The 12,576-nt window shown below is 36.7% G+C and carries 11 protein-coding genes and 1 tRNA gene; 9 read left to right on the top strand and 3 right to left on the bottom strand.

The features are described from left to right. The first annotated feature begins 76 nt into the window (after positions 1-76). From ACQKMV_RS16940 to ACQKMV_RS16920, 5 genes are all read left to right on the top strand, one after another. Positions 77-1,264 carry an acyl-CoA dehydrogenase family protein gene (locus ACQKMV_RS16940; protein ID WP_427505336.1) on the top strand — a complete coding sequence of 396 codons (1,188 nt, stop codon included), beginning with the start codon at positions 77-79 and terminating at the stop codon, positions 1,262-1,264. 13 nt (positions 1,265-1,277) lie between these two features. Further along, positions 1,278-2,147 (top strand): transporter substrate-binding domain-containing protein, encoded by an 870-nt coding sequence (locus tag ACQKMV_RS16935; RefSeq protein WP_427505335.1) that lies wholly within the window; start codon positions 1,278-1,280, stop codon positions 2,145-2,147. Between the two features lie 355 nt (positions 2,148-2,502). After that, on the top strand, positions 2,503-3,210 hold the full coding sequence (locus ACQKMV_RS16930) for an amino acid ABC transporter permease (RefSeq protein ID WP_427505333.1): 708 nt from the start codon (positions 2,503-2,505) through the stop codon (positions 3,208-3,210). A 12-nt stretch (positions 3,211-3,222) separates the two neighbouring features. Continuing rightward, positions 3,223-3,924, top strand: coding sequence for an amino acid ABC transporter permease (locus tag ACQKMV_RS16925; RefSeq protein WP_427505332.1), 702 nt, complete (start codon positions 3,223-3,225; stop codon positions 3,922-3,924). A 13-nt stretch (positions 3,925-3,937) separates the two neighbouring features. Beyond that, the gene (locus ACQKMV_RS16920) at positions 3,938-4,693 is read left to right on the top strand and encodes an amino acid ABC transporter ATP-binding protein (RefSeq protein ID WP_427505330.1); all 756 of its coding nucleotides are present in this window, start codon (positions 3,938-3,940) and stop codon (positions 4,691-4,693) included. 62 nt (positions 4,694-4,755) lie between these two features. On the opposite strand, the gene helD is transcribed toward ACQKMV_RS16920, so the two are convergent. Further along, the gene (helD, locus tag ACQKMV_RS16915; RefSeq protein ID WP_427505328.1) at positions 4,756-7,062 is read right to left on the bottom strand and encodes an RNA polymerase recycling motor HelD; all 2,307 of its coding nucleotides are present in this window, start codon (positions 7,060-7,062) and stop codon (positions 4,756-4,758) included. A gap of 402 nt (positions 7,063-7,464) precedes the next feature. After that, positions 7,465-7,707, bottom strand: a complete 243-nt coding sequence (locus tag ACQKMV_RS16910) for a hypothetical protein (RefSeq protein WP_427505327.1) — start codon at positions 7,705-7,707, stop codon at positions 7,465-7,467. A 244-nt stretch (positions 7,708-7,951) separates the two neighbouring features. Here ACQKMV_RS16910 and ACQKMV_RS16905 point away from each other — a divergent pair, with 244 nt between their 5' ends. The 3 genes from ACQKMV_RS16905 to ACQKMV_RS16895 all read left to right on the top strand — a co-directional run bounded on the left by ACQKMV_RS16905 (position 7,952) and on the right by ACQKMV_RS16895 (position 9,727). Next, positions 7,952-8,908 carry an AAA family ATPase gene (locus ACQKMV_RS16905; protein WP_427505325.1) on the top strand — a complete coding sequence of 319 codons (957 nt, stop codon included), beginning with the start codon at positions 7,952-7,954 and terminating at the stop codon, positions 8,906-8,908. Between the two features lie 23 nt (positions 8,909-8,931). Continuing rightward, positions 8,932-9,567, top strand: coding sequence for an RNA ligase family protein (locus ACQKMV_RS16900; RefSeq protein WP_427505324.1), 636 nt, complete (start codon positions 8,932-8,934; stop codon positions 9,565-9,567). A gap of 88 nt (positions 9,568-9,655) precedes the next feature. Further along, positions 9,656-9,727: transfer RNA gene (locus tag ACQKMV_RS16895), tRNA-Tyr, on the top strand. Positions 9,728-9,834: 107 nt separating this feature from the next. Here ACQKMV_RS16895 and ACQKMV_RS16890 read toward each other — a convergent pair. Further along, complete coding sequence (locus ACQKMV_RS16890; protein ID WP_427505323.1) at positions 9,835-11,025, bottom strand: coenzyme F420-0:L-glutamate ligase; 1,191 nt, start codon at positions 11,023-11,025, stop codon at positions 9,835-9,837. A gap of 227 nt (positions 11,026-11,252) precedes the next feature. On the opposite strand from ACQKMV_RS16890, the gene ACQKMV_RS16885 reads away from it, so the two are divergent. Further along, positions 11,253-12,173 carry a LysR family transcriptional regulator gene (locus tag ACQKMV_RS16885; protein WP_427505321.1) on the top strand — a complete coding sequence of 307 codons (921 nt, stop codon included), beginning with the start codon at positions 11,253-11,255 and terminating at the stop codon, positions 12,171-12,173. Positions 12,174-12,576 lie beyond the last annotated feature (403 nt).

Here is a 12,576-nt window from a genome sequence, read left to right as displayed (position 1 = left end):
AGGTAGAGATTTTTTTACAACATAAATCCTTAGTAAATATATATGTTTTATACATTTTAGGAAGAAGGAGATTTTCTTGAAGAATTTATTTATTAAAACAAAGCAACAACAGTATTGGTTAGATCAGTTAGAATCTATTTCGGAGTCAATCAAGGCTGAAGCTAAAGAAGTAGATGAACAATCTCGTTTTCCATTCGAAGCACATAAATTACTTCTGCAAATTGGTTATCCAAAACTAACTTTACCGAAAGTATATGGCGGGGAAGGTTTATCAGTCTATGATATGGTACTCGTTCAAGAAACGTTAGCAAGCTATGACGAGAATGCTTCACTTTCACTAGGATGGACATTAGGTGTTGTAGGTGAACTATATGAGGAAAAACTATGGGCAGATGATTTACTAAGTTCATTTGCCCAGGAAATAATCAATGGCGCAATAATAAATAGGGCCGTGAGTGAAGCGGCAACTGGGAGTCCAACACGTGGAGGGCGACCAGGAACAAATGCGGTTTCAATAGAAGAGGGGTGGCTCTTAAACGGACGTAAAATCTTTACGACAGCTTCGCCAGTGTTAGATTACTTCTTAACATCAGCGTGGATTGAGGAAAAAAATCAAATTGGTTTCTTTCTTATTCATAAAGATGCCCAAGGACTTTCAATTGAAGAAAACTGGGAAATGTCAGCAATGCGAGGCACGAGTAGCCATGATCTAGTTTTAAAAGATGTAATTGTCCCTTCAAATTATTTAGTGGAATTACCAAGTCACCCAAGCGGCGGAAAGATAAATGGTTGGATTCTACATATCTCAGCAACATACTTAGGTATTGCACAAGCAGCTCGTGATTATGCACTGCATTTTGCAAATCATCATCAACCTAATAGCTTAAATGCTCCAATTAGTACATTACCAAATGTGCAGCAGCTTCTAGGCGATATTGAATTGAAGCTACATCAAGCACGCTTTGTACTGTATGGAGTTGCAGAGGCTTGTGATGACCCAGCTAGACGTGAGCTTTTAGTAAATGAAATGGCAGTTGCTAAGCATACAGTAACAAATTTGGCGATTGAAATCGTCGATAAGGCAATGCGTGTAGTAGGTGCGAAAAGCCTACAATTAACAAATCCATTGCAACGCTATTATCGAAATGTTCGTGCAGGACTTCATAATCCGCCGATGGATGATATGACAATTATTAAATTAGCAAATGCCGCAATTGAGCAGCAAAAATCGAATGAAAATCAATTACAAAACCATGGAGAATAAGGGGAAATGATATATGTTTAAACAAAAGAAAAAGGTTTTTCAATTGGCAGCAATCGGCTTGGCGTCACTTGCTATTTTAGCAGGCTGTAATTCAGGTGAAGCTACAGATAAAGACTCAAAGGATGGCGTGAAAGTACGTACAGTGAAGGTTGCATTTGATCAGGCGTCTAAGCCTATTAGTTATATTGATGATAATGGAAATCCAACAGGCTACGATGTGGAAGTTATGAAGCTAGTGGATGAAATGTTACCGGAATATAAGTTTGAATTTGTTGGGACAACTAGTGATGATTTACTGATTGGTGTTGAGCAAGGAAAATATCAAGTAGGAATAAAAAATGCCTTCTTTACGAAAGAACGTACAGAAAAGTTTATTTTCCCTAAAGAATTTTTAGGCTTAAGTAGTGCAGGTTTAGTATTACGTAAAGAAGATGAAGGGATAAAAACATTAGCCGACTTTGCGAAAAAAGGTTATTCATTAGCACCAATTGCTGCGAATAATGCCCAATACACAATTATTGATGAATATAATAAAGCAAACCCAGACAATAAAGTGAAATTACAGGCTGGTGATGCGTTCACTGTCGATGTTGTGCAATGGGTAAATGAAAAACGTGTCGATGGTGGTGTGATGATTGAAGGTCCATTTAAACAACAAGTTTTAGCAGAAGATGGCCCATATCATAATTTAAAGGATGACGTAGTGTACAACGAATTTGCCGTTATTAAAACATGGCCGTTGTTCAATAAAAAGGAACAAGAATTTGCAGATGCTTACGATAAAGCTATAGCAAAAATTAAAGAGCAAAAGAAAACAAATGAATTAAGCACTAAGTTTTACGGTCGAGATTTATTTGAAGTGTTAGATTCTGTGAAGCGCTAATAGGCGGTAGCTTATCCAAGAAGACCCCTCTTTAGAAGAGAAAGTGTTAGCAGCTACTACCAAACAAAAGGCTGTTGAGTCAGTATACTCAGCAGTCTTTATTAATAAAAAGAGAATTTTTGTATCAGGTGTGTTGAAATATGTTGGTTAATTATTGGGTGAAACAAGGATTTTTTTGTTGATATTCTGCTTATATATGAGGATATTTAGCTGATTGTAGTGAAGGGTTACTTGACTCCCGAAGGAAAGCAAGTAGCCCGTAACGGAAATCAGAGTCTTCTAATTAATTTTAGTGAATAAAAATGGCTAATCAACACACCTGTTTTTGTACATTTATATAAAAGTTGGTGAGGAAATGGAGAAGTATTTTGATGCATCATACATTTGGAACTCAATTCCTGTATTATTGCCGTTTTTAAAAGTTACTTTCTTAGTTGCAGGTTCTTCTATTGTACTAGGCACAATATTCGGCTTACTATTAGCGGCTGCCAAGTTAAGTTCAATAACATTGCTACGAAAATTAGCAAACTTATATACAACGATTATGCGCTGTACACCATCTATCGTCTTATTATTCCTCGTATATTATGGCGTTCCGGCGTTAGCGGAAAACTTCGGCATAAATCTCCATTCAATTGAAACAGCCATTTTCGTAGTCGTAACGTTCACTTTACAGTTTGCGGCGATTATGTCAGAGGTTATTCGTTCTGCTTATTTAGCCATTAATAAAGGGCAATTTGAAGCGGCTGTTAGTGTGGGATTAACGCCATTTCAGGCATATCGACGTATTATTTTCCCACAGGCACTTGTTATTGCTTTACCGAACTTTGGGAATGGAATGATTGCATTATTACAAGAAGGAGCCCTTGCTTATACAATCGGCTTAATTGATATTGTCGGAAAGGCAAATTTAATTATCGCAAGTAATATTAATGCACATGCATTAGAAATATATATTGCTTTAGCGATTGTTTATTGGGTGCTGTCGATTATTATCGAAAAATTCTTCGCTATGTTAGAAAAGTTCTTTGGTAAGGGGAAAAAGACGTTAGAAACAACGTAAGGAGGCGTAACCATGAATTATCAATTTTTAGTTGAAACATTTTTTGTTGCATTATCAGGTGTACCTATCGCACTCCTTGTGACAATTGTTGCTATGCTTGTTGCTCTACCACTTGGCTTTCTACTAGCTCTTACACGGGTCAATAAAATCCCGGTGATCCATCATATAGCAAAAATTTATGTCTCCTTTGTCCGAGGTACACCTATAATCATTCAAATTTTTATTATTTATAGCAGTATCCCATTACTACTTAAAATGATTTTTGAAAAATATAATATTGCTTATGATATTTATAAAATCAATCCGATTTGGTATGCATTTATCGTCTTCGCATTTAGTACAACGGCAATTTTAATAGAGGTATTTCGTTCTGCTTTGAGTACGATTGAAAAAGGTCAGCTAGAGGCTGCTCAGGCAGTAGGTTTAACAACATTTCAAGCCTATCGCCGTATTATTATTCCACAGGCTTTAGTAGTAGCTATGCCGAATATTTGTACGGCTACAGTCAATCTCATTAAAGCGACGTCTTTAGGCTATGCAATGTCCTTACCTGAAATTACATTAAAGGCTAAGGTGGCTGCAAATGTTGGCTACAATTACGTAGAAGCATATATTGATATTTTCATTGTGTACTTAATTTTATGTAGTACGGTTGAATACATTTTTAAACGATATGAAAAACATTTAAGTAAATTCAAAGTGGCAAAAGCCTAAGGGGTGAACGAGTATGTTAGAAATTAAAAATATCCATAAATCATTTGGTGACAATGAAATTTTAAAGGGTGTTGATTTAGCCATTGATAAAGGTGATGTTGTTGTTATTTTAGGTCCCAGTGGCTCAGGAAAAACAACATTATTACGTTGCATTAACTTTTTAGAGAAAGCGGACCAAGGACATGCCACATTTGGAGATATCCAAGTAAATTTTCAAAATGTGAAGAAGAAGGACGTACATTCCATTCGTCAACGTGTAGCCTTTGTATTTCAAAACTATAATCTTTTCACGAATAAAACAGCGCTAGAAAATGTTACAGAAGGACTTATTATAGGGCGTAAAATTCCGAAGGCAGAAGCGATTGAAATTGGTAAAAAGGCGCTTGATAAAGTAGGCTTATCAGAAAAATATGATTCCTATCCAAGTCAATTGTCTGGAGGTCAGCAACAGCGAGTTGGTATTGCACGAGCAGTAGCGTTAAATCCTGATATTATTTTATTTGATGAGCCGACTTCTGCTCTTGACCCCGAGCTAGTAGGAGAGGTCCTACAGGTTATGAAAAACATTGCAGCAGAGGGAACAACGATGCTTGTTGTCACTCATGAAATGAGCTTTGCTAAAGATGTAGCGAACCGTGTGATTTTTATGGACGGCGGTGTTGTGGTAGAAGAAGGAAATCCTCATGATATATTTGTTAATCCAAAAGAGGAGCGTACAAAGAAATTCTTAAAACGTGTTCTTCCAGAAGATTATACGTATTACATTTAAAGATCAAAAAAAGAGAACCTGCAAGCTTTCTATGGAAGCATGTAGATTCTCTTTTTTTGAAATTAAAGCTTTAAAAAATGTGTTAACTCGTTAATGGAATAAATATGCAATTCATGCATCGCTCGTGTACAAGCTGTGTAGAAATAATTACGTTCTGTTTCTCTAGCATAATTAGCCGCGGAGGCATTGTATATTAACACAGCATCGAATTCAATTCCTTTTGCCATATAAGCGGGTAACAGTAAAATTCCTTTTTTAAATTGTTTTGTATGATGAGTGATTAGTTGAATATCTACTTGCGCCCTCATTTTATCAAAAGCCATCGTACACTCTTGCTCTGATTTACAGATGACTGCAATTGTTTCGAAATTTAGGGACAAGCTGTTAATCTTTTCGACAAGCTGATCAAATAAATCTATTTCATTCGGAACTATCGTGATAGTCGGTTCGGGACCAGTTCGATTAAAGGCTTCTACTTTGGCGTCCTCATGTAAAATCTTTGAAGTAAGGTGGATAATTTGTTTTGTTGAGCGATAACTTTTCGTTAATATCATTTTTTCTGCTTGTTCACCATACAATTGTGATGTCAGCAGTGAAGGGTTTTTAAAGGTATGAGGATGGATGGTTTGATGTCCATCGCCCAATATAGTCATACGTGCACGTGGGAATAGTTGTTGTAATACAAATAGCTGAAATGGAGAATAATCTTGTGATTCATCAATTAAAACATGACGAATCATCGTATTTGTTCGTTGACCTTCTATTTTGTCCTGTAAGTATAGAAATGGAGCGGCATCTTCATACGAAATAATGCGCTTCGCTAAATTAGGAAGTGTATGTTGACAGATTTCTTCCCACTGATCGGGTAAAAAGTTCTGTAATTGCTGGTGAATAGATGTATTCATTTCAAACAATTGACGATAAATGCCTAACATATGAACGAACTTTAATTGTTTAACAGATTGACGAAGTGGCTGGAACTGTTTTTTGACAATTTGGATGGCTAATTTCTTACGCTCTTGCTCAAAATCGTCAAAAGAGTTTTCTGAAAACCGACCTTCATGTAAAAGCTCGCTATAGGTTTTTGTATACTCTTCAATGTCTAAAAGTTCACTAGCTTCTTCTACCCATTCTTTCGTCCGTTCTGCTTTTTCAATGTTCGATAATCTTTGTAATAACCATTCCTTCACTAATTGCAGTCGATTTGGGATGGGAATTGAAGAATTGAATGAATAAAAGTATTCAGCAATTTCTTGAGCGGTAATAATTCTTTCTCCGCGAAAAACAATATTTTTAAAAAGTAAACCTTCATTTGTAAGGTGCTCAATATATGTGTCCATCAATTCTCGATATTGGAGGCTAGCTTTAAAAGAAATAATAGTAAGCTTCGTTTGATAGAGTGAGTCATCTTTCTCCGTTAAAAGTGATTCCAATTGTTCATAAGGATATTCCAATTGGAACTGTCGACCTAAACGTTTTGTTGCATATTCGGAGAAGGTTAATTGCTGCATATTATCTTCACCTAAATCCGGTAAAACGGTATTAACATATTGATTAAAAAGCTGATTAGGTGTAATCAATAAGATTTGATCAGCGGTAATTTGGTCTCGATAATGATATAACAAATAAGCAACACGTTGGAGAGCAACAGCCGTTTTCCCACTACCCGCGACGCCCTCTACGATTAGATAAGGAGTGTTAACATGTCGAATAATTTGATTTTGCTCAGCTTGAATTGTTGCTACGATGCTACGGATATGTTCGTTTGCATTTTGAGCGAGAATATCGAGTAATAAATCATCGCCAATAGTTAAACCTGTATTAAACATCGATTGTAATTGACCATTCTTAATGATAAATTGCCGTTTTAAAAGCATCTCACCTTGGATTTCTTCAGTGGATGTTTCATAAGTAGCTGAGCCAGGCGTGTAATCATAATACATACTTGAAATAGGAGCTCGCCAATCATAAATTAATATGTTTTCATTTTCTTCATCCATTAAGGTCGCGACACCGATATAAATTTTTAAAGGTTCGTGATGACCATCCTGTAAAAAATCAATGCGAGCAAAATAGGGTGATTGCAGTAAGCGGTCATAAATTTTTACATCCTTGATGACACGCTGCTGAGCATGCTGAGAATCGGATAAGAGCTCCGCCTGTTGTTTGATAGCATAATAGGTCTCGTCTATATCCTCTGGCGTATCTAAATTTACTCTAACGTCGTCCCAAAAGGTTTTCTTTAGCGTTAAAACATTGTCTCTAACATCCTTTTCCTTTTGTAGTAACTCCTCTTTTTTGTGACCAACTGTGTTTAAACAAAGAACAAGATACTGTTTTTCTTCTGTCCATTCATATTGCTTTTCCAACGTTACTCACATTCCTCTCCATATGGCTTTTGAATCGAGAAATTTATCATACAGCTTGTTCAGAAAGAAGTATAGTCTAGTAATTTTGGCAAATTTATGATACAATTAAATTATAAGGGAAAATCAATTTTTTAATAAAAAAGGCTGTTCCACAAAAGTTGGAGCAGCCCTTTTTTGTAGCTTGATTCCCTTTCTGAAGAATGTAACTTTTTATGGGTAAGTCACCGAAATTTAGGAATGAGATCATGTGTAAAGTTGGTCTTCGTTCCGGCTGGGCGACTCCTTGGGGAATAGCAATAGAGGAACGAAGGCTAAAACCATCACATCCTGTGATAACGCCTTCGTGACCAACATTCTGTTGTTGCCGCTGCGCTTTCGCACAAAAAATATCTGTTGCTGCCGCTACGTTGCACTACGCTTTCGCGCAAAAAAACATCTGTTGCTGCCGCTACGTTGCACTACGCTTTCGCGCAAAAAAACATCTGTTGCTGCCGCTACGTTGCACTTCGCTTTCGCACAAAAAACATCTGTTGCTGCCGCTACGTTGCACTTCGCTTTCGCACAAAAAACATCTGCTGCTGCCGCTACGTTGCACTTCGCTTTCGCACAAAAAACATCTGCTGCTGCCGCTACGCTTTCGCACAAAAAAACATCTGTTGCCTCAAGCTGCTCGTCGGACGCCCTCAGGAAAGTACCCAGCCGGAACAGAAATCAATCCCAAGTTACGGTAATTATCCCTTTGTTATCATTTTAACCCTTAAAAATTTATCTCTATACTTTAAAGTTAAGCTGATGATTGATTTTTGATGAATAAGAGGGATAGAAGTTAATCGCTAACTAAAGAATATGTTTCTATAAACGATATAGACACTTGAAAGGGGGTGAGAAAATGAAGGTGATATTTACAGTTGGGTTACCTGGAAGCGGCAAGAGCACGTTTGTTAAAGGGCTAGCTAAAAGCGAAAATGCGCTTATTCTTTCAAGTGATGCTATACGACAAGAGTTATTTGGCGACGATACAAGGCAGAAATCACGAATAGTATTCCGTGTTTTGTATGAGCGTTTAAATGAATGTGTGGCTAAAGGTCAATCTGTTATTGTTGATGCGACAAATATCGAGCGAGAACGCAGGGTATTTGCGCTAGGTAAATTGCCTGATAATGTGAAGTCTGTATGCTATTATTTTGATACACCTTATATATTGTGCGTAACAAGAAATCAGCAAAGAAAGAGAAAAGTTCCGTTAGTGATAATGGAAAAAATGAGAAAGAATTTAGAGTTTCCAATATTGGGGGAAGGATTTGAAGAGGTGCATATTGTGCATGAAGCGAGTCCGTATGAAATCTCAAAAGAGCAATTTATTTCACTAATCCAGAGCCACCCCACATATGAGGAGCTTTTTCAAAAGTTAAGATCAGTCCAACCCTTTGAAGAAATTTATCAATTTAATCAAGAAAATCCATACCATCAATTTTTACTTTGCCAGCATACGTATTTTGTTTATGACTATATGAACGAATACTATATGGAAAGTGATAAGCTAGCATTACAAATAGCTGCTTTATTCCATGATGTTGGAAAACCGTTTTGTAAAAAATATAAAGAGTTACAACAAAGATATGGATATTATGGGCATGAAAATGTATCGGCACAAATGGTATGCCATTTTTTATTAGAACTTGGCTTTGAAGAAGAATTTGTTTTAAAGGTTGTTAATTTAGTGCAATTTCATATGTTAATTCAATATGGGGGCGATAAGGGGTCAAGTAAGATTTATCATTTATTAGATGGTGACTTATTAACAAGTCTTTATTTCTTTCGAGAAGCAGATCAATTTGCGAAATAGATGTAAACAAAGGAAGTGAGTTTATGACCAATTTGATGAAATATCCAAGAAGCTTTCATTTACCATGGAGTAGGGGATATACACATGATGATAAGGTCGCTAAAAATGTTAATCATTTTATTGGAAAAGAGGTTGTTGTAACCGAAAAGTTAGACGGGGAAGGAACAACACTGTATCAAAACTATATGCATGCTAGAAGCTTAAATTCCGGAGATCATCCATCTAGGCATTGGGTCAAAACATTTCATGCTTCATTTGCATTCCAGATTCCAGAAGGTTGGAGATTATGTGGCGAAAATGTTTATGCCAAACACTCCATTTACTACAATGAGTTAACTAGTTACTTTTATTTATTTAGTATTTGGAATGAGAAAAATATTTGTTTAAGCTGGGATGAAACAGTCGACTATGCAGCTGAATTGGGGATTGAAACGGTACCTGTATTATATCGAGGCATTTTTGATGAAGAAAAAATAAAGAAGACGTTTACAGGCAAATCACTTCTTGGGGGTGAGCAGGAAGGGTATGTTATTAGAAATGCGTCTGCCTTCCATTATGACGATTTTCGATTTAACCTAGGGAAATTTGTGAGACAGAATCATGTTCGAACAAGCGAGCATTGGTTAAATGAAGAAGTGATTCCTAATCAATTGAAATAAGTGCTATTGGAAATTATGTAATCTACTATAAAGCGAAAGGATTGAGAAAAATGTAATGCTTAATGGGGTTAATAATACATAATGTATATGAGGAAGATGCAGTGGCAGCATATCCCTTTATAGGACAGGGATATACAGGTTCGACTCCTGTCATCCTCACTAAACGAAAAAATTAGAGGGTTTCCTGTTTGTAATTTTATATTGAAGCGGATCCACTATATAAAAATGAACTCCCAAACGAAAATGGGAGTTCATTTTTAAATCTTTTTATTTTGTATAGTTATCGAAATAACCTTGAATATAAATCATTGGTGTTCCTTTGTCACCTGAACCAGAAGTTAGGTCAGATAGTGAACCAATTAAGTCTGTTAAACGACGAGGAGTTGTACCTTGTGCAGCCATTTGTCCAGTTAAATCTGCATCTTTGTTTTGGATATACTCAGAAATTGCTGCTTTTAATTCATCGCCGCGAAGATCCGCAAAATCGTTATCTGCTAAGTATTTTAGTTTTACTTCGTTTGGCGTGCCATCTAATCCAGCCGTGTAAGCAGGTGAAACAACAGGGTCAGCAAGCTCCCAAATTTTACCCACAGGATCTTTAAATGCACCATCACCGTAAACCATTACTTCAACTGTTTTACCAGTAGCTTCTTTGATTTTTGCTTGGATGCCATCAACGATTGGTTGGCAAGTGTGTGGGAATAGTTTTACGCTATCTTCAGTTGCTTTATTTGAACCAAGCAGACCATATTCCGCATTGAAGCCAGAACCGTTATTAGATTCAGATAAAATATTATCAAGGCTGAATACTTTTTCAGCACCATTTGTCGTTAAAATACGTTTTGTACGTAAGCGTGTATGAATATCACAAGTTAAAACACTCTTCGTATAGTCTAAAATTGTTTTTGGGTTATTTGAAAAGATCACTTCACAAGAAGCGCCTTCAGCTTCGATCAGTTCTTTATAATATTCAATATAATCTACACCTGTAAATGTATGTTTTTTATAGCCGAAATGCTCACGGAATTCAACCTCAGTTAAAGTATCTGTCCAAGGATTAATCCCTTTTACATCTAGCTCATCGATATCAACTAGGTGATTACCAACCTCATCAGATGGATAGCTGAGCATAAGAACAACTTTTTTTACACCTTTTGCAATACCACGTAAGCAGTTAGCGAAACGGTTACGGCTTAGAATTGGGAAAATAACACCAACAGTATCGTCACCAAATTTAGCAGCTACGTCAGCTGCGATGTCATCGATGGATGCATAGTTACCTTGTGCACGCGCTACGACAGATTCTGTAACTGTTACAATGTCACGATCTTCAATTGAATAGCCTTCAGTCTTTGCTGCGTTTAATACCGTATCAACAACGATTTGCTCAATGTTATCGCCCTCGTTAATAATTGGACCACGAAGACCTCTTACTACTGTACCAACTACACGTTCCAAAATAATCTCTCCTTATTAATAGGTAATTGTATGATGAATATTATGCCAAGGCATAATTGCGTCTGGAATCGGCTGTGTACTTACATAAAGAACACCTTATTGATTCCTTGACACCTATTGAAAAAAGTTAAATATTGTGAAATTAAACCAATATGGTTTTACTATACGCCCCTTTAGTGATATAAGTAAAATTAATAGTTCATATAATAGCTATAAGGGGTGCTTATATGATAGGGAAATTAGATTTATATCGTGTTTTTAGTATTGTTGCTAAAAATAGTAGCTTTTCAAGAGCTGCTAAAGATTTATTTATGACTCAACCAGCTGTTAGCCAAGCTATGATGCAATTAGAAAAGGAGCTCGGTACACGCCTTTTTAATCGCACACCTAAAGGGGTAACGTTAACAACTGAGGGTAGACTTTTATACGAGTATACGAATTCAGCGTTAGGTCTTTTAGATGCTGGTGAGGAGAAGTTGCTAGAATTTAAAAATTTAACAACGGGTCAGTTGAAAATTGGGGTAGGGGACACTATTTCTCGTTTCTTTTTAATGCCTTATCTAGAGGCGTTTCATACAATGTATCCAAATATAAAATTACAAATGTTAAACGGAACGACTTCGGAAATTTGTAACTTTATTAAATCTGGTGAGGTTGATATAGGACTTTGTAATTTTCCGATAGAAGATCAGACATTACAGTTAACCGCTTGCACAGAGGTTCAGGATATTTTTGTATGCGGTGAGAAGTACAAAATGTTGGCGTCAAAAAGCTTAAGCTATGAGGATCTGTTAAAGTTTCCACTTGTTTTTTTAGAAAAAAAATCAAATTCAAGAAAGTATGTAGAAGATTATTTATTTGCAAAAGGAATCCGTATTGAACCTGAGTTTGAGCTTGGTTCGCATGATCTAGTGCTGGAATTTGCACGCAGTAATTTAGGGATTGCCTGTGTAACAAAAGAATTTTCTAAGGATTATTTGCAGCGAGGACTTTTATATGAGCTAACATTAACAGAAAGTGTTCCAACACGAAGCATAGGTATGTGTTATTTGAAAAGTGTACCTTTATCTCGAGCAGCATTGAAATTTGTAGAAATTATTGAGCAAAAGCAGGAGCGTAAACGTCTAAATTCAAGAATTATAAAATGAGCTTAGCGAGTAGTGTTGAAAAACAAAATGGTGAAGGGAATCTATGTCACATTAAATAAAGTATGGCTCTTCTGCAAAACGAGAGGTTGATTTCCGTTCCGACTGGGCGCTTTTATCGCTGCCGCTTCGCTTTCGCGCAGAAAACATTTGTTGCTGCCGCTACGTTAGCACTACGCTTTCGCACAGAGCAGAGCTTCCTGGGGGCGTCCGATGAGCCGCTTCGCTTCGCTGCAGGGTCTCGGGCCAACACGATGTTGGTCACGAAGGCGTTATCACAGGATGTGATGTTCTTAGCCTTCGTTCCTCTATCGCTGATCCCCGAGGAGTCGCCCAGTCTCCACTCCAATCAACCACTTCACATAGTATATATCTTCTGACACATAATAGCTTTTCAACAACATGA

The organism is Lysinibacillus sp. NPDC094403, assembly GCF_050278745.1.
Classification (GTDB): Bacteria; Bacillota; Bacilli; order Bacillales_A; family Planococcaceae; genus Lysinibacillus.
The sequence above is the reverse complement of the archived record's forward strand: the minus strand, read 5'-3'. Positions and strand labels throughout refer to the sequence as shown.